Here is a 24887-nt window from a genome sequence, read left to right on the forward strand (position 1 = left end):
TTTTCATCTGTTCGAAACAACATAAAAAAGCCTTAACCCGCTAATTACACGGATTAAGGTTTTAGTTTATAAATATTAAATTATATTAAAAGAATGATTTCCTTACATCAAAAATGAATAATTATGATCAATTGTATTTCTGATATTAGCCACATGTTCTTTTAATTTCTCTTCTACTTTGTGCGGATCTCTTTCCTGAAGAGCCTTCAAAATATTGGAATGCTCCAAAAAAGAATGTTCATTACGTCCGGGTACTAGGAGGGTCTTTATTTGAAGACGCTTTAACTGCTGCTTAATAATTTTGACCATAGCTATAGCCTGCTCATTATCTGAAGCATTATAAATTATTTCATGGAAAAGCAGATTTTGACCCGAATACCCGTCAAAATCATTTTGCTTCAGAAACTCTTTCATATTTTGGAGAATGTGTTCCAGCTGCTCGAGATCCTCATTTGTGATATTCTCTGCAGCACTGAATCCAATTAACCCTTCTAGCACCTCGCGGATTTTTAGATAATTGATGATTTCACGCAAAGAAAAGGATTTGATCGTAGCGCCTTTATTTTTTTCAAGCACAACCAAATTCTCTTGCTCCAGCTTTAATAATGCTTTCATAACTGTATTTCGACTGACTCCTATCTCAATGGCCAAATCATTTTCAATTAATTTTTGCGAAGGATGGAAGGTACCTTCCAGAATTCTCTCTTTTATATATTCATATGCTATCTCAGCAGGTCTTTTCAAACACAGAAGCCCCCTCACCAATTTAATAGTATCTATTATCTTTATTTTATATCAGCCAAGCCAAAATGTTAATTAGACCACCTGAATACAAATATGGAAATCACTTATCAAACTATTTATCTAAAAAGCTTGGCAGCCATGTAGTGAGTACTGGAACATAGGTCACGAGAGCCAATACCAGAATAGATACAAAGATAAATGGAATTACCGCTCTAATCAATTTTTCCATCTTTACTTCCCCTACACTTGAGGCAATAAATAATCCAGCTCCAACAGGAGGAGTTAATAGACCAATTGTTGCGTTCAAGCAAATCATAACTCCAAATTGAATTGGATCAATTCCGAAACTATGAACCAGAGGCATAAAAATCGGTAATAAAATAATTAATACGGCTAATTCGTCTAGAAAAATACCGGTGATCAATAAAAATAAATTTACCAATAAAAGAAACACAAGCGGGTTTGAGGATATATTCCCCATCACTTCTACCATTATTTGAGGAATCCGTTCAAAAGATAGAATCCATCCGAACAAGCTAGCTGTTGACATAAGCAAGGTTACTACTGCTGTTGACACTGTAGCATTTACTAATATTTTCGGAAACGCATTAATATTTAATTCACGATAGAAAAAAACACCTACTACTATAGCAATAACACATGCAACGCCGGCTGATTCCGTCGCTGTAAATATACCTCCCACTGTACCGACTATAATGGTTAATGGTACAAGTAAGGCAGGAATTATTTTAACAAATGCCTTTGTAATATCCTTTAAAGGTGCTTTTTCTGATCTTGGATAATTAGTCTTCATTCCTAAAAAAATAATCAGAATAATAAATGATAGAGCTAATAATATTCCTGGAATTGTCCCAGCCATAAACATATCATTAACCGATACACTAGCGCCAACCGCATAGATAATGAATAGCATACTGGGAGGTATGATTGGGCCTAAGAGTGCCGCAGACGCTGTTGTTGCGGCAGCAAACTCGCGTTTATATCCGGCACGTTCCATTTCCGGTACCATGATTTTACTCATCATAGCTGTTTGTGCAGTCGCTGATCCGATAATTGATGCCAAGAACATATTAGCAATTACATTGACATACGCTAATCCACCCCGGAAGTGACCCACGGCTTTTTTTGCAAAATCAATGAGCCTTATTGTAATACCCGAGGCATTCATCAATTCTCCAGCAACCATAAATAATGGAATGGCCAATAAACTAAAGCTCTGGACACCTGAAAATAATTGTTGAGATACATTGTTCACCAAGAAATATTGACCGGTAAAAAATATATAACAGAGACTAATAATCCCTAATATCAGTGCAATCGGTACACGTATAAACAATAATAGTAAAAATACAATCAGAAAGATAATGATATCCATCCTGTTTTCTCCCCTCCCTATGCCTTTGTTCCTTTATAGGTGAATGCCTGTACTAAATGGTTTAAAGCATGGATTGTTAAGCAAAACAAACCAAATGGTATAGATAAATATGGTAAAAACATAGAGATTTTCAATCCAGGAGATATTTGCGTTAATACAGACGGATTCGAGATCCATTTTACAGCCATATATGTAATAACTGTGGAAAAAAGTATGACAAAGGCATAGCCAAAAATTAAAAACATACGTTGTATCTTCACACTGACTTTGTCAAAAACCAGATCCAATGATGCCGCCTGTTCATTTTTTACACTCATGCTTCCCCCTACGAACGTTAGCCAGATCAGCATATATATAGCCAGTTCATCTGTCCATGTTAACGGGCTGTTAAAGAAATAACGAAAAGATACACCGAGTACGATACTCCCCAGGATTACACTCATCAAAATAACGGCAATCACTTTTTCCATTTTGAAAAGCGCGTCACTCAGCGATTTTAATATTTTCATAAACCTTCCCCTTTCCATGACCTTGAACATGAATCATTAACATAGGGAGGCCAATTTTTTAGTAATATCTATTTAATCTGCCTCCCTATTATTTAACAGAACATCATTTTCAGGTGTCTTGAGTTTATTGATTTGCTTCAATAAATGCTTTTATTGTTTGATTAGATGAGTACTGTTTGTATACTTGTTGACTCACATCTTTGAATCCGGATTGCTCCGGCAAATCGGAAACTTTTACTCCAAGCTCCTTAATTTCATTCAATAAGCTCTCATTTTTGCTAATGCCTTCCTGGATACCCCAATCAATTGTGTTCGCCCAGGCATCAGAAACCAATTTTTGATCTTCCTCACTTAAGCCTTCAAGTATCTTTTTGCTCCCCATTACGATTTCAGGGAATACAATATGGCCAGTCAATGTCAAATGATCAACAGCTTCATAGAATTTTTGCGATACCGCTGCATCCAAGTCTGTATCTACTGCATCAATCACACCTGTCGAGAGAGAAGTATATACCTCCGGAAGTGGCATAGATGCAGGGCTTGCATTTAATTCCTTATAATAAGTTTCAAAAACCGGGCTTCCAGGAATACGGATTTTTACTCCTTTCAAATCTTCAACACTTGTAATCTCTTTATTGGAGAAAATATGACGTTGACCAGCAAAGAATAATCCATAACCCACCATATTTTTTTGTTCCAAATCCTTCATGATTTGTTTAGCTTCTTCCGATTGAGTTGCTTTAGCTGCAGCTGATAAATCCTCAAATAAGTATGGCATAAACCATCCATTTAACGATTCTGATAGACTGCTCATTGTTCCATTACTTAAAATGGCAAAATCTAATGTACCTGATTCTACTTGTTGTGCCATATCCGCTTCTTTGCCAAGCTGATTTCCCGGATAAAGATCTACCTTCATCCTTCCATCAGATGCTTTCTCTAATTCATCAGCAAATTTCTCAGCAACTTTAAACTTAATATGCGATTCTGCTGCCTCATGACCTAATTTAAATGTGTATGATTTACCTCCGTTATCACCGGTTCCTTCCCCACCGGTTGTATCATCCCCACATGCACCTAAAATTACAGCCAACATTGTAACCAATAACATTATTAACCACTTCTTCATTTGCCCACCCCTTTAATATGATATATAGATTTAATAATATTTGAATATTCAGACTAATAATCTCGTAATTAACCTTAATTGTTAAGTAAAATAGATGGATACCTTATAAAACCGCAGTCATTTCGATTTGCACACGTAAACCCTTCTTTAGGCTCTTTTCTGTCGTGTGCCTTGCCGGGCGATTATTCGGATCCGGAAACATTCTCAGCCATTCTTTATTAACATTTTCTTTGTACTTACGATCAGTCATGTATACACTTAAATGGGCAATATGATCGGTTGTTCCTCCTGCCGCTTTCATGATTTCCTTAATGTAATAGAATAAATTAGCTATTTCCTGACCGACATTATCTGGAATGTCTCCTGTTTTGGGATCAGAACCAATAATCGCTGATGTATATACCATATTCCCAACTTTAACTGCAGTTGGAATGGGATTTTCATGTTCAGAACCTTCAATATGAATAACTTCACGATTGGTCATATAAGTTCTCCTAACTCTTTGTTTTTATAAAATCTTCCTCGTTTTCGTAGTACACTACACCTTCTTTTTCTAAAACGGGTCGCAGATTGTAGAAATCCAAACTGATTTGTCCTCTATCAATTTTTGCTTTTGTGCCCGCTTCTTTCTCAAGACGGGCTTTTGATTCTTCCAAAGTCGATAGAAGATCATCTTTCTTTACGACTACCACTCCATCATCATCTGCCATAATTAAATCTCCGGCTTCCACTGTAACACCTCCGCAAACAGCAGGAGCATTCACCCATCCCCCCCTAATTTTTGTAGTTCCTTGAGATAATACGGATCGAGTCCAAATTGGAAAGCCTAGATCACGGATTTGACGTACATCCCGAATACCGGAATCAATAATGACTCCTTGAACGCCTTTTTTCATCAAAGCCGTAACAATCAATTCCCCGATCATACCCGCAGTAAAATGTCCTTGAGTTGTAATGATGACGATATCTCCCGGTTTGCATACTTCAATAGCAGCATGAATCATTAAATTATCACCCGCTTGGCAGGTAACGGTCACCGCAGGCCCGACAATTGTCTTATTTGTTATAATCGGTTTAAGGCCGGCATCCATGATATTTTGCTTTCCTTGCGCTTCATATATGGTTGATACATCCAGTTTGCGGTATTCTTCCAATACGTCATCCTGAGGTCGAGCAATGTGTTTGATTACATATTTCTCCATTAAACAAACTCCTCTCCAACATACGGGAAGAACCGGGTAAAGGCCTCTGCCTGTTTATATGAATTAATTCCAGAGCAACGACGGGCATGGTTTCCTCGCATTTCTGCTTTATAGCCATAATAATTGATAAGATGGCGCTGTGCTTTAAAGCATTCCATAGCTGCTTTCTTTTTCTCATATACGTCTGTAATATCCAGGATTACGTCAGGTTTGAAATCGGATATTTCTGATTGATGAGGTTCAAAACCAAAAATTTTCGCCTGTTTTGCTGTCTCTGTTCCATCCATTCTTACTCCATTTGATGTGGATAGTACGCCTGCATCGAAAACAAATTTAGATACAGCTTCGTGATCCGGATTAAATGCATCTCTTGGTCCATGCGTTATAATGATTTGTGGTTTTACCTCTCGAATTTTACGGACAATGCGTTCCATTCTTTCATCATTGAATTCCATATGATAATCCTCGTAATCCCATATCTCTAAATTCGTAACCCCTAGACATTCTGCTGCTGCTTCAATTTCTGTTTTACGATGAAATTTTACATTTTCTAAAGTTTGACCTTCCACATTCCATAAATCATTTGATTCACCACGAGCACCATAGCTTAGGATCACTAAATGTACATTTGCTCCTTCAGAAATGTATTTTGCAATAGCTCCACCTGCACGCCACACAAAATCTGCAGCATGCGCACTGACTACGAGAACATTTGTTTTAGAATCTATCATATTTTCCCTCTCCTTATCTCCGCTAATTAAAGCGTTTACATTTTTTCAGATGGTACTTTTACTATAGGTGTTCCATATGTATGGAAGCTTTCAATCGTTTTATTTCCCCAAGCTTGACCTCGCTTGCGCTCTTCTTCTGTCCATGTAATTGGCTCAAAGTCCGGTTCTAACACTAAATATCCGCCAGAGCAAAGTTCAATTCTATTGCCACCTGGTTCATATACATAAATAAAATACGTTTGATTGATTGCATGTTTACTTGGTGCAAATTCGATAAATACATTTTGGTCAACAAATAAATTGGCTGCTCTCCAAATACTTTCATTGGTTTCAACCGAAAATGCCAAATGATGAAACCTTCCTTTTGATTGTGTATCATCTTTCGAATAAACAAGCTCATATGATTTGTTATTACATCGATACCAAACTGCCGGACGTGTACCATCATTTAAACGAATTTGTTCCGTTAGTCGCATATTCAATACATGTTCTGCAAAATCTCCATCTTTCTCCGGATCTGATGATAGAAAGTTGATATGGTCTAAATGTTTCACTGCTGCTCCTCGACCAAGATACTTTTGAGGCTGATTTTTTAAAGTAGGACGTAAATGCTCAGGTGGAGTATATTTTTCTGTTTCAAAATAGAGCTCCATTAAATGACCATCCAACCCTCTGTATTGATAAGCCTTACCGTGTCCAAAGTCACCTTCAATCCAGGTTCCTTTAATTCCCGACTTCTCTATCGCTTGAACACGGCGCTCCAATGCTTGAGGACCTTTTACACGAAAAGCCGTGTGTCCTACTCCCGGTTCTTCAGCTTGAGTGAGAATTAGGGAATACTTTTCATAATCCCCCCAACAACGGAGATACGCTTTTTTCTTCGTTCGTTTCACAATTTCCAATCCAATGCTCTCAAAAAAAAATGTGACACTTTCATCCAAAAACGGAGTAAAAAGTTCAACGTGAGCAATATGTGCAATATCGTCCATACCTTCTTTAAATATCTCCCCCATAGCTACCCCCTTAATATTGTTAAACAATGTTATAAAACAATTATATTTTACAATTTTCAAAAAAGTCAATTTATTTTGGAATATTTTTGAAAATTTTTCTGATATTCCTATGGTGAATCGTTCAGTGTAAAGGAATTAATTTATCATAATCTAATAGACAGATAAGAAAATCTCTCATAGGAATTTACCAATTATTTGACAATTAATAGAAACAGAACCATAATATAGTTCGACTAAATTCTACAATCTGGAAGTGTAAACATGCGTTTATGTTCTATTCTTATTTTCTCTCTCCTTTATCAGATTGGTATAAAAGGAAACACGATACTGGTAACTCTTTATGCTCTTCATTTAGATGCAAAATCAACCATATTAGGGCTTATTATTGCTTCAGGATCGCTCTTTCCAATGCTTTTTGCTTCATTGGCTGGCCGCTTGGCTGATCGGATGAAGCTGAATCTTTTATTGGTCATTGGTATGGTTGGTACAGGTGTCACCCTGATGATTCCTTATTTTGCTCCTTGCAACTTATATGGGTTAATCGGAGTTCAATTATTGTTTGGATTATTTCAGATTATAACAATCGTCAGTATGCAAAATTTAATCGGCGGAATAAGTACGAATGCAAATCGTACTAAGAATTATGGTTCTTACACATTATCAGTATCTATCGCAAATTTGATAGGACCTTTGGTAGCAGGTTTCACGATCGATCATAGTAGTTTTGAAGTATCATATTTATTAATTGGAATATTCTCCTTAATTCCTGCTGTCTATTTTATATTTGCAAAGGATCAAACGAACAAGAAGGAACAGTCTAAAGAAATACTAGTTAAGACTTCGATAGAATTAATTGCTGATAAGAAATTACGGAAAGTTTATATAACCAGTGGGATTATCTTAACTGGAGTAGGGCTATTTGAATTTTATTTCCCAGTATATACAGAATCACTTGGACTATCTTCCTCGACAATTGGGATATTAGTCAGTATGAATGCTGCAGCGTTTATTATTTCGAGATTATTAATGAGTAAGCTTCAAACTAAGTATTCTCCTGAACAGATTATTGGTGTTTGTTTATTTATAGCTGCTATCGCTTTTTTCTTCCTGCCTCTCATGAAAAATATACCATTTCTTGGATTTGTATCGTTTATTTTAGGATTAGGACTTGGATGCTGCCAACCTTTATCTATTGTTATGGCTTATAGTGAATCACCATCCGGTCATACAGGTCAGGTGCTTGGGATTCGGTTAACCGTAAACAAGGTAGTCCAGTTTGCTGTACCGATTATTTTTGGCAGTATTAGCTTCCTCGGCTTCTATTTAATTTTTTGGTTTAACACAGTCGTCCTATCATTAGGCGGAAAGACATTATTGAAGAATTATGATTCTTATAGAAAAGAACATATAGAATCTTAGAATGAGGTTGGCTAAATCTAAGTAAAACCAGGATAATAAAATAAGCGCGAATCCTCACGCTTGTAGCGTTGAAGATTCGCGCTTTCTGTTTGGATTAAATGTGAATTAAAGTCTTGTATCCCATTTATTACACCAAACAAGTTCATTTGGTGTACCGTGGAACTCAGATTCCCCCATGATTTTATCAACGACAGCTTTAATTGTGATTTCAGTATCTTTGTATGCATTAATATAGCATTTTACCATTGGCACATCAGTTAAGTGTGTTGTAAAGTTCAATGATACGAATACGGTTGGAACTTCATGTACATACCAAGGGATCTCGTTTGCCATAGCCGTTTTCCATCTGATGCGATAGTTGTTTTCTGCACCATAACCGATGACATTGGCAAATACAAGAGCTGCATCTACTTCTTCACGGTATTTTAATGTAGGGCCTTTAACGCGAGTATTACCTTCGTTAACAGTTACTTCAAAGCCTCTGCTTTCAAGCTCTTTCACAATATAGTTAAGAGTTTTATCATCGCCTTCATAAATGCCGCCTTTTTCACCTTCTAAGAAATACAGGCGAATACGTTTATGTGTTTCTGGGCGAATTGGCAATTGATCCAATGTGTTTTTAACAAGCGTAATTCCTTTATCTGCAGCTTGTTTAGCACGCTCGATATGATCTTCACAGCCAATTACTTTTAAGTCTTCTTCATTGCGGAAGATGGAACCGTCTTTTTGCGCTTTGTGCAAGCCTAGTGTCGCTTTAAAGCCCAGGATTCTTTCTAATGCATCTTGAAGTCGTTCTTCTGTAATGATTCCATTTTTGTAACCATTTAACATGAAGTTGTAGTCTTCATCAATATCGTTGAAGAACAAGAACATATCACAGCCTGCTGCAATGGATTGCGGTACATATTCTTCACGTCTCATCGCTGCTGTCATACCAAGCATATGAGATGCATCAGTCAAGACTAGACCGTTGAAGCCTAATTTGCCTTTTAGGAGACCATTAATTAATTCTGGCGCTAACGTAGCTGGCAAGATATCACGGTCTTCTAATTCAGGTACTAATGCTTTTTGATATTCTGGCAAAGCAATATGACCGGCCATAATAGAGTGTACACCGTTCTCAATATGATTACGGTATACTTCACCGAAGGATTTTTCCCATTCGTCTACAGATAATTCATTTACGCCCATGACTAAATGCTGGTCGCGTTCTTCTGTTCCATCACCAGGCCAGTGCTTAATGCAAACACCAACATTACTTTCTGTTAACCCTTTAATGTATGAATTTGTGTGCTTGATAACCGGTTCAGCAGTTGTACCGTAAGCACGAGTATTTACGATTGTATTTCTCCAGTTTTTTAGGATATCCACACATGGGTCGAAGTTCCAGTTAACACCAACCGCATGCGCTTCACGACCACTTACATAACCGGCATCAAAGGATAATTGTTCATCACCAGAAGCTTCACACATAGCAGCTGAGGCCACATATGTACCATCGTTTACCGCACCATTACCGCCTGCATCACAGTTCGCTGCTACTAGTAATGGAATTTTGGAATCCTTTTGAAGTTCGTTGATAAGTGCTTGTACTTTATCGGATGTAGCCCCCATATAACGAGCCCCGCCGATATGGTATTTTTCAAGCAGTTCTTTGTTTGTGAATGTATTACCGCTGAATTTATCATCACCAAAGAAGAATAGGTTAATAAATAACTGACCGATCTTCTCTTCTGTAGTCATTCCAGCGATTGTATCTTTAACCCATTTAATATCTTCATCAGATAGATTATATGGCTTTGCTTTTAGATCAACCTTTGGCATTGGGATGTTTTTAGCAATTTTTTGAATCATCTGGACTTCCTCCAAACCTTATTTTAAGTTATCGTTGAATTCCTTAATCAATTGTTCTTGGTATTCTCCTGCAAAGCTGCCGTCTAAGAATTTAGCCAAAGCTTCGTTTTGAAAACGATCCCAAGAGAATTTCTCTTTACCAACAAGAATTGGGTAATAAAGAACGTCATTTACCTCAGCAGCAGATAAATCTCCAGGAGCATCACCGATCATCAATACACGAGTGTTTTCATAACCGAATTTTTTCAATTGCTCTATGCAGTAAGCTTTAGTACCAGCTTCTTGTCCAAGCATGACATCAACATGTACGTTTAGTTCATGTCTTGTCCATTCATCAAGTACAGCTGCACCATTCGCTGATGATACAATCGCTACATCTGCTACATTATTAGCAGCTGCTAAGCCTTCTTTAGCACCTTCAACAGGTTTATCATTTCCAGCCAGTTCTTCCTCAATCGTACGATTAACCGCATGGCTCCACTCTAAAGCTTTCTTTAATTGCTCATCATTTGTTTCAGCAATCGCTCTTTCAAGTGATGGATTGGAAAGTTCATTCGTTGTTTCAGCCCATTTTTTGAAAGAAGTGATATCAGGCATTTCAATGCCTTCTTTTTCTAAAGCTTCGAAAGTAGCGACAACCCCTTTAAAGCGGTTGATTCCTCTTGTTCTTGTGTAAAGGTTGATATCATTCCATACTTTTAGGAAACGATCTTTAATGTGATGAAGCTCCCATACATCTACTGCACGCGGTCCAAATGCTTCTTCGTGTTTTACACCCATCGTATCCATTGCGCAACCATCGGAATCAACGCATACTAAAAAGTCTTTTGTTTTAACAAATTCTTTGATGTTGTCCTTCATTTCTATACTCTCCTTCTATATGAATAAGCCGATACGAATTCTTACTTGGAAGATTCGCATCGACTTATTTTAATCATTAGCGATTATTTTTATTTACTGCTTCCCATAATCCAATTAGGTAAGTAGCACCTAATGCACGATCATATAAACCGTAACCAGGCTTACCAGTTTCGCCCCAGATCATACGACCGTGGTCAGGACGGATTGGTCCTTCATAGTTGAAGTCTTTCATTGCTTTAATCACTTCATACATATCAACAGAACCATACTCAGATGGGTGAGCACTTTCTTCGAATGACATTCCGCCTGTTAATTTAACGTTGCGGGCATGTACAAAGTTTACGCGGTCTTTCTTACCAAAGTAACGAAGCATTTCTGGGAAATCGTTATTTGGGTGAGAACCAAGTGAACCGCTGCACATTGTTAAACCGTTATATGGGCTGTCATATAGGTTAACGAATCTTTCTAGGTTTTCTTTGTTTGTGATGATACGTGGTAATCCAAAGATATCAAATGGCGGATCATCTGGGTGGATTGCCATTTTTACGCCAGCTTCTTCTGCAACTGGAATAATTTCTTTAATGAAATACTCAAGGTTTTCCCAAAGTTTTTCATGATCAACATTTTTGTAGTGATCAAATAATTGTTGCAGGTCTTCTTTTTTATAGCTTGAATCCCAACCTGGTAAAGAAAGTTCACCTGTTAGTGGATCCATTTTCTTAGCTACTTCTTCTTCGAAGATAAGAGCTGTAGAACCATCTGGAAGACGGTATTCTAAATCTGTACGTGTCCAGTCAAAGATTGGCATGAAGTTGTAGCACACAACTGGGATACCAGCTTTACCAAGGTTACGTAAAGTCGTTTTGTAGTTCTCGATATATTTGTCACGAGTTGGCAAACCAATTTTGATATCTTCATGAACCGGTACGCTCTCGATAACAGAGATGTGCATACCAGCATCTTCTACAGTCTTTTTCAATTCTTCGATTTTATCCATCGGCCAAGCTTCACCAACCGGGATATCATAAATAGCTGTTACAATTCCTTTCATACCTGGAATTTGACGGATGTATTCCAAAGGAATACTATCAGTTTTTCCATACCAACGGAATGACATTTCCATAGTAAGTTTCCTCCTAAAAATTATTGAAGATCTATATTAAAATAGTTCTTAGCGTTATTAAAGCAGATGTTTTCAATTAAGTTTTGCAGCAATGCCGGATCATTTGGAATTTCGCCAGATTCTACCCAAGTACCTATTAAGTTACATAGAATGCGGCGGAAGTATTCATGTCTGCTATAAGAGATAAAGCTACGTGAATCTGTCAGCATCCCTACAAAGTGACTTAATAATCCTTGATCAGCTAAAGCTGTCATTTGGCGAATCATGCCTGGTTTAGTGTCATTGAACCACCAACCAGAACCAAATTGGATTTTACCCGCGATTCCTTCTTCGTTTGTTTGGAAGTTTTGAATCGTTGTACCAATCAGTTCGTTATAAACAGGATTCAAATTATACACAATTGTTCTAGGCAGGGAATCCCTGATTTCTAACGCGTCTAGCAGCGCATTTAATGGTGCGGCTACTTCGCCTTGATCACTGATGGAGTCAAAGCCTGCATCAGGTCCTAATCTTTTGAACATTTTTGTGTTGTTATTGCGGATTGCACCAAAGTGAAGCTGCATTGCCCAGCCTCTTTCTGTGTAGGCCTTTGCAAGAGCAATCATGATGGCTGTCTTGAATTTATTTTCATCCTCTAGGCTTACAGCTTTACCGCTACGGCCAGATTGATAAATTCCATCTAATTCGCTTTCATCGAATTCAGCAAATGGAACCTCTGATAGGCCATGGTCAGAAATTCTGCAGCCTTTTTCGTGGAAATATTGAACTCGATCCAATAGAGCCGCAATATAATCCGCATAAGTTGCTAATGATTTGTCAGCAACCTTTTCAAGAGTCTCCACGAATGGAACGAATGTAGCTTTATTGATTTCCAATCCTTTGTCAGGTCGGAATGAAGGAAGAACCTTCACTGGGAAATCAGGCAATTCAGCGATTTGCGCATGATACATAAGATCATCCGTCGGATCATCTGTCGTGCCAATTACTTTTACATTTGAGCGTTTGATGAGTTCGCGAACAGAAAAATCATCTTGCTGCAACAATTCATTACAACGGTTCCAAATGCTTTCCCATGTTTGTTCGTTTAATAATTCTTCAATACCGAAGTAGTTTTTTAACTCAATATGAGTCCAGTGATACAAAGCGTTTCCAACTGTATATGGAACAGTTTTAGCCCAAGCCTCAAACTTCTCCTTCGGATCGGCATCACCAGTAACATACTTTTCAGGAATCCCATGTGCTCTCATTGCTCTCCATTTATAATGGTCACCTTCGAGCCATAGTTCAGTTATATTTTTAAATTTACGATTCTCTGCAATATCCTTTGGGGATAAATGGCAGTGGTAATCATAAATAGGCATATTCTTAGCGTATTCATGATACAACTTCACAGCTGTTTCATTTTGCAATATAAAGTTTTCATGTATAAATGAACTCATCCGCTTTACCCTCCTTTATGTAGCAGGTCTTGATTATTTATTTTGAAGTGTTGCTAAATGGTCCATAAACTCTCTTGCAACTGCTTGGACAGAGCTGTAATCTCCATCTTTCACATTCTTCGTTAAGGCACTTCCGATACCTACTGCAAATGCACCAACTTCGATCCAGTCAGCCAAGTTATCCTTGCTAACACCGCCTGAAGGCATCATTTGAACATGTGGAAGTGGTCCGTGTACATCCTTAATGAAGGATTTGCCAAGAAGGCTTCCAGGGAACATTTTGATAACATCAGAACCGTATGTAACAGCCTCCATTACTTCAGTTACGGATCCGCAACCTGGTAAGTAAGGAACACAATAACGATTACACATTAATGAAATGTTTTTATCAAAGTGTGGACTCACGATATAGCGTGCACCCTTCATAATAGCAAGACGAGCTGTAGCTTCATCTAATACTGTTCCAGCACCAATGATCATGTTGTCATCATTCATGCTTGCAAGTTCAGCAATAACGTCACCTGCATCAGGTGTTGTAAATGTAATTTCTAAAGAACGAATACCGCCTGCATATGCTTGTTTAGCAATTTCAACAGCTTCTTCTTTTGTCTTACCGCGAACAACTGCTACAACATAGCCTTTGCGCATTTCATTTAATACTTCAAATTTTGGTAACATAACATTCACACTCCAGTTTTCGAGTCGATATCAACAAAACAAATAGCGATAGATTAATCGCTATTTGTTTTCAATTTTTTAGCCCTAATTAAACACCAGAATATGCAGAGAACGCACCATCAACTGGGATGATTACGCCATTAACAAAGCTGGATGCTTCATGGCTTGCAAGGTATAACATTGTTCCAACAAGCTCTTCCGCTTCACCAAAACGATCCATCGGCGTATTGCGAAGGATTTTCTCAGAACGCTCAGTGTAAGAGCCATCTTCGTTTTTCAACAATTTTTCATTTTGTGCTGTAACGAAGAATCCTGGAGCAATTGCATTAACACGGATTCCAACTTTAGACATGTGAACCGCTAACCATTGTGTAAAGTTACTTACTGCAGCTTTCGCACCGCTGTAAGCAGGAATTTTTGTTAATGGTGTGTATGCATTCATAGAAGATACATTGATGATTGTTGCACCTTTACGATTTACCATATCACTTGCAAATTCTTGAGAAGGTAATAAAGTACCTAAGAAATTCAAGTTGAATACGAATTGAACTCCTTCTGGATCTAAATCGAAGAAAGTGATTGTATCTTTCAATTGACCATTCAAATCTTCTGGGAATAAATATTCTTTAGTAGTAGTTCCAAGTGGATGGTTACCACCAGCACCGTTGATTAAGATATCGCAAAGTCCTAATTTTTCTTTTACAACTGCGTGTGCAGCTTTTAGGCTTTCTTTATCTAATACGTTTGCTTCAACACCAATCGCAATTCCGCCTTTTTGGCGAACTTCTTCAGCTTTCTTTTCAGCATTTTCTAAAGCGCGGTCAAGAATGGCAACTTTCGCTCCACATGCAGCCAAAGCATCAACAAATGCTCCGCAAAGGATTCCAGCGCCGCCTGTAACAACCGCAACTTTATCTGTTAAATCAACTTTAAAAGGTAAAGTAGTCATTTCGTCATACCTCCATATATTTGCATTGAAATTTTCATAAACACTATGTATACGTGTTATTGCATGCTTGTATACTAGCATACTTGACGAGTTATATCAATAATTTATTTTTCTAAATTTGAACATAACTCATACATTAAATGCCCATTACTTATCATGCTCTACCAGATTCAAAGTATGTACGTAATTCATTAAATACTCTTCCTTTTACATCCTTTTCTTCTTTTTACAAATTCCCCAATAACAAAAAAAGATAGCCCATTTAAGAGCTATCTCTTTACTAATTATTTTTTACGTCTTTCAGCAATATCAATTGCAAGTTGCTCTGTACGTTTCTTGTTTAATGGGTACAAGAACATTAGGATTAAGAAAATAACTGCATAGAACAACGCTGGTGCTAATGTACCAAGTGCATGAATTCCATTTAACGTACCTTCTGTTTGTGTTTCAAGTGCTGCATTGTAACCAACTGCAGCGATCAAGAAACCGCCAAGACCACCAGCAACGGCTTGACCTACTTTACGAGCGAAGGAGTAAACTGAATAAATCGTTGCATCTTCACGTAAACCAGTTAAGAACTCATGATAATCAATAACATCCGTTACAAACGCCCAAATAACAACGTTTAAGAATGCTGTACCAAACATACCAAGTGCTGCAATCCATACAAATGTCATTGCATCAATATCTTTCAGCATGAATAGTACGAAGTAAATGATAGCCGCAAATCCCATACCAATAGAAGCAATTTCTTTTTTACCGAAACGAGCAACTAATGGTTTAACCAACGGCATTGCTATAAATGCTGTAACTGTAGTCATAACACCAACAAGACTTAACGCTGCAGTGCTAGTGAAATAATCTTTAAATAGGTATACGTTTACTGCTCCCATAAGCATGCTGTTTGTCATGAATAATAAAGATGCAGTTAAAATCCAAATAAGTGGTTTGTTTTGACCGATCGCTTTAAGCGTTTTACGAAGATCCATTTTTTCTGCATCATTTGTTTCAGGAACGATACGTTCAGTTGTTAATTTGTAGCAACCGATGTAACAAGAAATTGCCAACACACCAAAAATACAAGCAGCCATGAACATACGATTTGCATCGATTTTGTTATCAACAAAGACAATCATTGGTCCGACTGCATTGATGATCAAGCTCGCAAGCATCATACCAGCTGTTCTGTAAGTAGATAAAGAAGTACGTTCAACTGGATTATCTGTCATAACAGATGCCATAGACCCGTAAGGAATATTAACTGTACTGTACAAAGTACCCCAAACGATATATGTTACGAACGCCCATGCCAAGTAGAAACCATCACCCATACCAGGAATCGTAACGAACATTAAAACCCCTGAGAAAACTAATGGGAATGACATTCTTAGTACCCATGGTCTAAATTTACCATTTTTAGTTGGTTTTCTAGTGTCAATAAAACGTCCCCAAGTTACGTCTGCTACTGCGTCCCATAAACGAGCAGCCATGAAGAGCGCACCAACTGTCGCTGCATTGATGCCAAAAATATCGGTATAGAATACCATTAAGTAAGCACTTACCAATAAGAAAAAGAAATCGTTTCCAAAGTCACCTAATAGATATCCAATTTTGTCCCTCATGCCGAAAGGACGAACATTAGGAGTAGGGTTTTCTTTTGGTGAGCCTTGTTTTTTCAAAGCTTCTGCACTCATTTAATTACCTCCAAATACTATAATAGTTATAAATGACGAAAATACCGCCAAGCAGGTTCAAACACTTACACTCCATACTTCCATCAATCTTTTGTAAACAGTAAAGGCTTCTTAACTGGTAGTATATACTTACTCCCAAATTTTATTTACATTTCATTTTGCTCATTATTTCACAAAGAAAAGTAAAATAAAATGCAGGAGGTAAAATTGTTCTAAAACTGATCATTAATATTTCGTGTAAAAATAAATTATAATTACTATTGCTCATTATTTCACAAACAAGAGTAAAATAAATGTTTGAAACTTCTTCTTGGTTCAAACTATGTTTCGTTCATTTACACTAGTATACTAGCATGCGCATGATAAGATTAAAAGACCTTTTTTTAATTTTTTATGAGGTAAAATAAACCAAACAAGAATCCTCACTAATTTTTCTGTTTCCGTTTTCATACGGGAAGCTTTAAAAAGATACTGGCTGGACATATACGGAATTACGTTTTTCTAGATTGTAAAGCTTTAAATTACTCCTCACCCTCTTTTTATCCTCTTATCTTTGCTTAAATTAGAAGCAATAATTAGAAAAGCTAAACAACAGAGCCTCTGATTTAACAGGATTCAAAAAGCTAATAAGATGTACTAGCTAAAGTACAAGTGCAATTTCCATAAAGTGCAAATTGTTTGACTTGTCAGAAGGGAAGCGTAATATCAAATTATCATTTAAATTTGGAGGTGAAGGTTACTTTCACTCTATAGTAGCCAATACGTTCATGAAACATTTAGTCATATGCTCGCAAATCGTTGTTCTTTTTCTTTTTTATTATATCGGCGTATTCATACAAGAGCTGTTTAGCATTCCCATCCCTGCAAGTATCATCGGGTTATTATTACTGTTAGTTTGCTTGAAATTCAAAGTGATTCCAGTTGAATACATTAATCGCGGAGCTGGTTTTTTAATTGGTTTCTTACCTTTGTTATTTGTTCCAATCTGTATCGGTGTTATAAAGTATCCCGAGCTATTCTCCTCTAAAGGTTTCATCATTATGTTTGTCGTATTTATTAGTACAATCTTTACCCTGCTGATATCCGGAGGAACCAGTCAGATACTCGAAAATTCAATGAACAAACGAAAGGATCAAAATAAATGGGGAAATTACTGATTGCCATTACAATTATTATTATAACTGTCATCATATTTCTTTTATTAAATAAACTCTATATCCGATTTTCCTATCCCTTTCTTTTGCCAATCTTAACAACAACCATTTTTATTGTTTGCATCCTTTCAGTTTTTAATATTTCTTATGATACATACATGATTGGCGGAGAATGGATTAATCAATTACTTGGTCCGGCAGTAGTTGCACTTGCTTTTCCGCTTTATAAACAATGGAGAATGTTAAAAGATCATATATTCGTCATTTTAGGAGGTGTCTTTCTTGGGGTATTGGCAGGAATGGTTAGTGGACTTCTATTTAGTAAGCTGGCTGGTGTAGCCGAAGAGACTGCCGTTTCCATACTGCCAAAATCATTAACTACACCGGTTGCTGTACAGATCTCCGAGGAATTAGGCGGGGTTCCAGCATTAACAGCTATTTTTGTCATGATAGCAGGTCTAACCGGAGCTATTTTAGGGCCGCTTATTTTAAATCTATTCCACATAACAAATCCCGTTAGTAAAGGGATTGCTTTGGGCAGCGCATCCCATGCAATTGGTACCTCAAAGGCATTTGAATTCGGTGAATTAACGTTTTCCATGAGTTCTATCTCCATGACATTAAGCGCTGTTTTTGGTTCCATTATAGGACCAATTATCATGAACCTCTTTATTAACTAGGGGTAAAAAAAGTCCGTTTTTGCTGAAACGGACTTTTCATATACTTTGCGCTACCTCTTTAATCCCGTAATTTTCGTTCTCAATTTGTTTCACCTTATCGCTGCATTCCTGTAATTGTTGATTCAGTTTGATAAGCTCCTTTTCATATTTACTTTTAATCTTATTCTCCGTTTCAATCATGAAATCAATATCCGTTAATTCCTTCTGTATTTGTTTAATCCCAATTCGATCAGCCCGTTTAAAGTCACTATCCGAATCTAAAATATCTCGGACTAAGCTCTCAAGAAGCTCATCCACTTTTTTCTCTTTACCAAGCTGATCAAGTGTCACTGACATATTCAGCAATTTATTAGTAAATTGTTTGATTAAACTGGTTTCCAATATTTCATTGCTTTTGGATGCAGCTAATTGGTTTAATTTTTTTTGGATGTGAATGTACTCAGTACGATGTTTTTCAAAACTTTGATTTATCGTCAACTCATTTATATCCATAAAAAGGAGTGTTGATTTAAGCTTGTACATTTCGATATTCAATCGTTCCTGAATATGTTTTTTTTGATTTGCAAATTCGTTTATCCGCTGCCGGGATTTATGGACAGATGAACTCATTTCGATATGTTTCATTTCTAATAAATCAGAATGATACTCCAATTGACGGTATTCCTCTACCCTTCTTTTCCATTCATTCAGGAATAAAACTGGACTGGATACAGAATTTTCATCGCATAAATACGCTAAAGTTATTTGCATTAGGATAAAAGGCATTAGCCTTTTTTTTATGGCATGATGCTGATAGTTTATTTGAAGGACTCTGCCTCCAAGGACATAGGGTGTAATAAAATATGGAGAAGTTAATAATTTTGTCGTAGGGGAAATATTTTCTTGATTGATTAATGGGATATTCATTGGAAGCTTTTCATTGTAGTTCATTAAAAGCTTTGTAAACATATCAAAAAATGAAGGAAGACTGATATTTGATACCTGAATAAGTAAAGTGGATAATTCTATTTCTTTAAAAACCTCAATTGACAAATAATTTGCAGGCAATTGTTGAAGAAGGATCCATTTTTCATCCTCTGAGAGCTGAATTATAAATTCATATATAGTGTTTAAAAAATCCTGCTGATCCTCAACCGAAAGATTTTGAAAGCGATATTCCACCTCATAAAATAGCTGTCTGAGCTGATAGTGAATAATGTGATGGATCCTTGTAAACTCAATTTGTTCCGTGTTTTGAAGGAATGATTTTTCCTGATTTATATATATTTGATATACTTTTTCAACAATTTCTTCACATTGATTATCCACATGGATAGCTTCACTATAATAAACACCTTCTAGTTCAAGTGTTTTATTCATTTCCTGAAACAAACTGACCTGCAATGCCTCATCTGAGAGATGAATATATTCATCGGTTTTTTCAAGAAGGCAGTTTACATAATCAGTATTATGTTTCCTAGAAATGATTTTGTTAAAATTAAATGGGATTAGTTCTTTTAGATTTAAATTCGTTAATAAACTATAAATGATTCGTAAATCGGTTCCTTTCAACGAATAGATACTGTTAGATAATAAAGTTCCATCCATAGTACTCACTCTCCCGGCCTTAACGGATAGAAATATTTTAACATGGAAATAGTTGTTAATATACATGTGAGTGTAAATCTTTTTCAATTTAATACGGATTGATAGGAGTGTAATTCATAAAAAGCGGGACAAAGAATGGTTTAACTACACCATGAATAATCACTGCATAAAAAACAGCATCCATATCCCTAAAAGGTAAAATGGATGCTGCATTATTTTCGTTTCTAGTAAACTTCATCATTCATTTTCTTTGATTGTTCAGCACAAACCTCCATCGCTTTAATGACAGAACTTCTGAATCCTTGTGCCTCCAGTTCTGTGATGGCAGCAATCGTTGCACCACCTGGGGAGCAAACTTGATCCTTCAGTTCTGCTGGATGAATCCCTGTTTCCAAAGCGAGTTTTGCCGATCCCATAATGGTTTGTTCAGCCATTCGATAGGCCTTTTTTCGATCTATCCCTAATTTCACAGCTGCATCTGCCATTGCTTCAATTAATACGAAAATATAGGCTGGAGAAGAACCGCATAAAGCAATAAACGCTTCGAAATCATCTTCTTTAAGAATTTCATATTCTCCAAACACACTAAATAACTGGCAGATTTCCTCTAACTCTTCTCCTGTGACATGGTCATTTGGACAAATAGCTGTCATCCCTGCATTCACCAGGACAGGAGTATTAGGCATAGACAATATAAATTTTGATTCTGCTCCAATCCATTCATCCATTTGCTTTATTTTAACTCCGGCAGCAATCGAAATAAGAATCTTCTTATCAGTAACATATTCTCTTATTTCTTTAATAACTTCTTCATATTGGTTTGGATTAACTGCTAAAAAGATTATATCTGAATTTAGGACAACTTCTTTATTATCCAGAGTTGTATGAATCGGCCACTTTTCCGAAATAGCAACTTTTGATTCTTCTGAGCGCACAGATACCAACAATTGATCAGCGAGTTTTTGATTACTGTTAATCAAAGAACCAACCATCGCTTTCCCCATATTTCCACAGCCAATAAAACCTATTCTCTTATTCATGCTTCAACACCTATTCTTCCTCATTTGCCACTATTCTAACATAAAACAAGTAAAAAATAGAAAATTAGGATTAGCGCGCTCATTCCCAATTAGCTATGTATGGTCAGTAATCAGTTTCTTTTCATAATGACCCAGTGCTAACAGAGGAAAAATATAATTATAGCTTTCATAAATGATATAAAAACCACCCCGTAAACCGAGACCTGTTGGATACCTGTTTGCATTAGGATGGTATAACTCTTCATTTATTAAAAAGTTAACCCCTTTCTGAATGGTTGGTGAAGTTGCCCGCTTAACTGCTAAGAGAGCATCCAATGCCCAGGCTGTCTGGGATGGAGTACTGTAGGACAATGGGATATAACGTTCTTTATCTGCACTCATACAGGATTCTCCCCATCCTCCATCTTTCAGCTGGATAGACTCCAGCCATCTGATTGCTTTTTGGATAGAAGGGTGCTCAGGCTTGATTCCGATTGCACATAGTCCAGTCACCGCTGCCCACGTTCCATAAATATAACAAACACCCCATTTTCCATACCAGCTACCATCTGATAATTGTTCTTTCAGAAGCCAGGCAGCTGCTCTTTTAATAAAGGAATGGTCATGTGTTAATCCAGCATAATTACCCATAAATTCTAAAACACGACCTGTCAGGTCTGAGGTAGAATCGTCAATGATGGCATCCTTTGCATTTTCGATTGGTAGATAAGCAAATAAAGAATTATAGGCATCTTTTTCAAAGGCTCCCCATCCTCCATCCTTATTTTGCATGCCCTTCAAATACGAGAAACCTTTTTTCCAAGCAAGATTTGCTTGTTGGTTCAATTTACTTTGCTTTGTTAATGCTCGTAAAACCGCACTTGTATCATCATTATCCGGTATATAATGATTGCTGTCAGAAAATCCCCATCCCCCAGGAATCACATCTGGAGCATGTACTGTCCAATCCCCTCTCGTGCTTTGTTGTTTTTTCAGCAAATACGCATTTGCTCGATCGATAACAGGATGGGTTGCCTTAACCCCCGCTTCTTGTAAGGAATAGCTTAATAAAGCTGTATCCCACACCAGGGAGGGTGAATTTTGCAAATGAAGGCCATAAGGTGTATCCGTTAAATAGCTCTTCATTCCCTCCATCGCCTTAAGAATAATCGGTGAGTTTCGTTTATACCCTAAGGCAAGTAAAGCATAAATCATATAACAGGTAGCCGAACTATAACTATACAGTGTCCCATTTTTCTCAACCCGGTCAATCATTAGCTTTTCTGCAGATTGATAGCCTGCTTTTTGCCAAGAGGATGGAGAAAAATTGAGGATCTTTAGTTGATTAATCAATTGTTCTGTCTGAAAAAAACGTTCCTCTCTAAACCATCCACCTTCTTGTCCATCAAGGAAACTCTTATCTATCCCCTTGTGTTCATACATAAATCGTTTATTAATGCAGATGGTCATAGGAGTTAAATGCACTCTGGCATAGTTACTGCATTGATACATGTTAAAAGGTACATGGGGCGGGAGCATAAAATAACTCATCGGAAATTTAAAAAAGCTTGGATAATTATACATTCCATTGACTGCGAGCATCATTTTAGTCATAAAGTGAGATTTTGATACTCCACCATGCTTAATTATAAATTGTTCAGCTCGCTTCATCTCCTCATCCATCCGAGTAAATTTGCCTGACACAAGCAGGGCTGTATAAGATTGAACGGTGGCAGATAAATTACCATCCTTCTCATCCGGATAGATACTCCAAGACCCATTATCATTTTGAGTGCGCAGCAGCCGTTTCACTAGTTGATGCATTAATTCTTCTTCATCTATTCCTAAGGTCCGTATAAGTAAGATCATAAAACAATCCGTTAATGAAGATCCTTCAAAGTTGAATGTCCATGAACCTGATTGATTTTGTGTTTTTTCCAGCCTTTCTAGCTTGGAGGCTATATACTTCTCAACGTTAGATTTTGTCATAACTATCTTATCACCCCAAAAAACTATTTGGATTTTCCTATCTCGCTAAAATTACTAAGGGGTATCACAATCGATTCATTTTTGATTGAAAAGTCTCGATAATATCTCATGCATCCTGCGTAGGCTGCTGCACTTTGTTCATCTATCTGATAACCTCTCATAAAAAGCGCTTTACTGGCTTGAATGATTTCAGTTTTCGTAATGGTCTGTAAGTGTCCATCTGTCTCTTTAATCATTTTTATCAATTCTTTATATAGGGGTTGAGGGATAGATACCGCTTTACTTTTTACAGGCAGAGAAGTTGATTGAATGTCGACAATGATAAATCTGGGGAGTTTTCCTATTAAATGATGTTCTAAAAGATCCTTAAATCCATAATAAGTACCTACTGCTAACATACTGGTTTCAACCGAGAACGTAACGATATCAGGATGACGGTGTCCCAACTGCTCCCATATCTCATATGCATATGTTTTTGCTCCCTCAATCATATAGGGGTGAAAGTCGGGTAAAATAAAATTATTTGCAGCAGATTCTTGATCAGAAACAAAATCGCTTACTCTGACTCCTTCATTTCTGTATGCATCCACCAGCTGACAGGCTGTATTTTCAGGTAAAGCTAACTCACAGGCAATTTGAGCATGTTTTGCATATTTAGCAACAGAAAGACTCATACAAGTGGCTTCCGTTATAAGGATGTTTTGTATCTTTTTCTCTAGTAACTTAGTCACTAATAATGCTGAGCATCTATCTATATAAGATTGGCTTGGTAAAGTGTTTTCTAATTTTAAGTAGATGTGCTGATTGTCCGAGTCCAATTTATCGAGCACGGTATTCCCCTCACCTAATGATACCTTCTCCCATGCACGTTTGTTTGCTTGTACTGATACTACTAGATAGTACTTCCACATCGTCTGGTTCTCACCAACAATCCAATTATCCTTAAAAATGCTTTTACTTGTTTTGATTATTAACAGACCGCCGCATGTACAACAATTTTTATCCGTTTCCTCCATGAATAGCTCCTGGCAATCTACACAAATAAATTGAATTTCACTCATTCCTGCTCCTCTCGTTAATCAGTTAATCAACATATTAAGATGGAAAAGTTTGCGTTTTTCATTTATGATGATGGTATTAATAAAAATATGGAGGCGATTAGATGATTGATGTATTTCATGGAACCTCTACTACCAATTATGAAAAAATTCTCGATAAAGGCCTTACACTACGGACCTCTTTCAGTCATGGAAAAAAGCATGGTGATGCTATTTATGCCACGACACGTAAACATTGGGCTAAAAAGTTTGGACCAAACATCATAGAGTTTCGCGTCAATACGGAATACTTCTTATTTATTGAAGATGAGGACTATGCTAAATTATATGATTCATTTACCAATGAATTCGTACAACCTTACGAAACGATAAGTGCATATATATACCATAAACAATTCGATAAAATTCGTAATTTATCTGGAGTTAATAACAGAACAAACATTAAATTATTTATTAGAGATACCGAATTTAAAATAGGCAGCTTGCTTCGCGAAATGCTCACCTCTAACGGCTACAAAGGTATTGTTATCTCATCAGAAGACAGTAAAGGTCCATTTTATGATCTGACAATTTATGACCTTAGCTGTATTAGCATGTAAACCACCTCCTTTTTACTTATTCGAGAAACCTCACCACTATCCTCATGGCGTTTTTTTAAA

General features: G+C 36.9%; 23 protein-coding genes. 4 read left to right on the forward strand and 19 right to left on the reverse strand.

What is annotated here, in order from left to right; genetic code table 11:
* Positions 1-102: 102 nt before the first annotated feature.
* From AC4BHA_RS00970 to AC4BHA_RS01005, 8 genes are all read right to left on the reverse strand, one after another.
* Complete coding sequence (locus AC4BHA_RS00970) at positions 103-744, reverse strand: GntR family transcriptional regulator (RefSeq protein ID WP_490558003.1); 642 nt, start codon at positions 742-744, stop codon at positions 103-105.
* A 112-nt stretch (positions 745-856) separates the two neighbouring features.
* Positions 857-2140 (reverse strand): TRAP transporter large permease, encoded by a 1284-nt coding sequence (locus AC4BHA_RS00975; protein WP_490558004.1) that lies wholly within the window; start codon positions 2138-2140, stop codon positions 857-859.
* Between the two features lie 17 nt (positions 2141-2157).
* Positions 2158-2649, reverse strand: a complete 492-nt coding sequence (locus AC4BHA_RS00980; RefSeq protein WP_490558005.1) for a TRAP transporter small permease — start codon at positions 2647-2649, stop codon at positions 2158-2160.
* Between the two features lie 124 nt (positions 2650-2773).
* Positions 2774-3778: a TRAP transporter substrate-binding protein gene (locus tag AC4BHA_RS00985; RefSeq protein ID WP_490558006.1), complete on the reverse strand. Its 1005-nt coding sequence runs from the start codon at positions 3776-3778 to the stop codon at positions 2774-2776.
* A 103-nt stretch (positions 3779-3881) separates the two neighbouring features.
* A complete protein-coding gene (locus AC4BHA_RS00990) occupies positions 3882-4262 on the reverse strand; it encodes a RidA family protein (protein WP_490558007.1) in 381 nt (126 codons plus the stop codon).
* A 10-nt stretch (positions 4263-4272) separates the two neighbouring features.
* Positions 4273-4980, reverse strand: coding sequence for a 4-carboxy-4-hydroxy-2-oxoadipate aldolase/oxaloacetate decarboxylase (locus tag AC4BHA_RS00995; RefSeq protein ID WP_490558008.1), 708 nt, complete (start codon positions 4978-4980; stop codon positions 4273-4275).
* On the reverse strand, positions 4980-5711 hold the full coding sequence (locus tag AC4BHA_RS01000; RefSeq protein WP_490558009.1) for a PIG-L deacetylase family protein: 732 nt from the start codon (positions 5709-5711) through the stop codon (positions 4980-4982). The genes AC4BHA_RS00995 and AC4BHA_RS01000 overlap by 1 nt, the downstream gene beginning before the upstream one ends.
* Before the next feature lie 35 nt (positions 5712-5746).
* Complete coding sequence (locus AC4BHA_RS01005; protein ID WP_490558010.1) at positions 5747-6724, reverse strand: VOC family protein; 978 nt, start codon at positions 6722-6724, stop codon at positions 5747-5749.
* A 261-nt stretch (positions 6725-6985) separates the two neighbouring features.
* Here AC4BHA_RS01005 and AC4BHA_RS01010 point away from each other — a divergent pair, with 261 nt between their 5' ends.
* Positions 6986-8143 (forward strand): MFS transporter, encoded by a 1158-nt coding sequence (locus AC4BHA_RS01010; RefSeq protein ID WP_490558011.1) that lies wholly within the window; start codon positions 6986-6988, stop codon positions 8141-8143.
* Between the two features lie 105 nt (positions 8144-8248).
* On the opposite strand, the gene AC4BHA_RS01015 is transcribed toward AC4BHA_RS01010, so the two are convergent.
* The 7 genes from AC4BHA_RS01015 to AC4BHA_RS01045 all read right to left on the reverse strand — a co-directional run bounded on the left by AC4BHA_RS01015 (position 8249) and on the right by AC4BHA_RS01045 (position 16741).
* Complete coding sequence (locus AC4BHA_RS01015; protein WP_490558012.1) at positions 8249-9997, reverse strand: glycoside hydrolase family 3 protein; 1749 nt, start codon at positions 9995-9997, stop codon at positions 8249-8251.
* A gap of 18 nt (positions 9998-10015) precedes the next feature.
* Positions 10016-10858, reverse strand: coding sequence for an HAD family hydrolase (locus AC4BHA_RS01020; RefSeq protein WP_066103672.1), 843 nt, complete (start codon positions 10856-10858; stop codon positions 10016-10018).
* 76 nt (positions 10859-10934) lie between these two features.
* Complete coding sequence (uxuA, locus tag AC4BHA_RS01025; protein WP_066103670.1) at positions 10935-11981, reverse strand: mannonate dehydratase; 1047 nt, start codon at positions 11979-11981, stop codon at positions 10935-10937.
* Positions 11982-12001: 20 nt separating this feature from the next.
* Positions 12002-13420, reverse strand: coding sequence for a glucuronate isomerase (gene uxaC / locus AC4BHA_RS01030; RefSeq protein WP_066103668.1), 1419 nt, complete (start codon positions 13418-13420; stop codon positions 12002-12004).
* A 33-nt stretch (positions 13421-13453) separates the two neighbouring features.
* Positions 13454-14098: a bifunctional 2-keto-4-hydroxyglutarate aldolase/2-keto-3-deoxy-6-phosphogluconate aldolase gene (locus AC4BHA_RS01035; RefSeq protein ID WP_066103666.1), complete on the reverse strand. Its 645-nt coding sequence runs from the start codon at positions 14096-14098 to the stop codon at positions 13454-13456.
* Positions 14099-14186: 88 nt separating this feature from the next.
* Positions 14187-15047 (reverse strand): SDR family oxidoreductase, encoded by an 861-nt coding sequence (locus AC4BHA_RS01040; RefSeq protein ID WP_066103664.1) that lies wholly within the window; start codon positions 15045-15047, stop codon positions 14187-14189.
* Positions 15048-15331: 284 nt separating this feature from the next.
* On the reverse strand, positions 15332-16741 hold the full coding sequence (locus tag AC4BHA_RS01045; protein ID WP_066103662.1) for an MFS transporter: 1410 nt from the start codon (positions 16739-16741) through the stop codon (positions 15332-15334).
* A 767-nt stretch (positions 16742-17508) separates the two neighbouring features.
* Here AC4BHA_RS01045 and AC4BHA_RS01050 point away from each other — a divergent pair.
* Both AC4BHA_RS01050 and AC4BHA_RS01055 read left to right on the forward strand, forming a co-directional pair.
* A complete protein-coding gene (locus tag AC4BHA_RS01050) occupies positions 17509-17898 on the forward strand; it encodes a CidA/LrgA family protein (RefSeq protein ID WP_490558013.1) in 390 nt (129 codons plus the stop codon).
* The gene (locus AC4BHA_RS01055; protein ID WP_490558014.1) at positions 17883-18575 is read left to right on the forward strand and encodes an LrgB family protein; all 693 of its coding nucleotides are present in this window, start codon (positions 17883-17885) and stop codon (positions 18573-18575) included. Before AC4BHA_RS01050 ends, AC4BHA_RS01055 begins: the two co-directional genes overlap by 16 nt.
* Positions 18576-18611: 36 nt before the next feature.
* Here the strand turns inward: AC4BHA_RS01055 and AC4BHA_RS01060 are convergent, their stop codons facing one another.
* From AC4BHA_RS01060 to AC4BHA_RS01075, 4 genes are all read right to left on the reverse strand, one after another.
* Entirely contained in the window at positions 18612-20162 is a 1551-nt protein-coding gene (locus AC4BHA_RS01060; RefSeq protein WP_490558015.1) for a hypothetical protein, read from the reverse strand.
* A gap of 224 nt (positions 20163-20386) precedes the next feature.
* Positions 20387-21202: a pyrroline-5-carboxylate reductase gene (gene proC, locus AC4BHA_RS01065; RefSeq protein ID WP_139891893.1), complete on the reverse strand. Its 816-nt coding sequence runs from the start codon at positions 21200-21202 to the stop codon at positions 20387-20389.
* A gap of 93 nt (positions 21203-21295) precedes the next feature.
* On the reverse strand, positions 21296-23170 hold the full coding sequence (gene shc / locus AC4BHA_RS01070; RefSeq protein ID WP_140461496.1) for a squalene--hopene cyclase: 1875 nt from the start codon (positions 23168-23170) through the stop codon (positions 21296-21298).
* Positions 23171-23193: 23 nt separating this feature from the next.
* A complete protein-coding gene (locus AC4BHA_RS01075; RefSeq protein ID WP_490558016.1) occupies positions 23194-24231 on the reverse strand; it encodes a threonine synthase in 1038 nt (345 codons plus the stop codon).
* Between the two features lie 101 nt (positions 24232-24332).
* Here AC4BHA_RS01075 and AC4BHA_RS01080 point away from each other — a divergent pair, with 101 nt between their 5' ends.
* Entirely contained in the window at positions 24333-24827 is a 495-nt protein-coding gene (locus AC4BHA_RS01080; RefSeq protein WP_139891890.1) for a hypothetical protein, read from the forward strand.
* Positions 24828-24887 lie beyond the last annotated feature (60 nt).

It is taken from the genome of Pradoshia sp. Z3_51, from assembly GCF_058215915.1.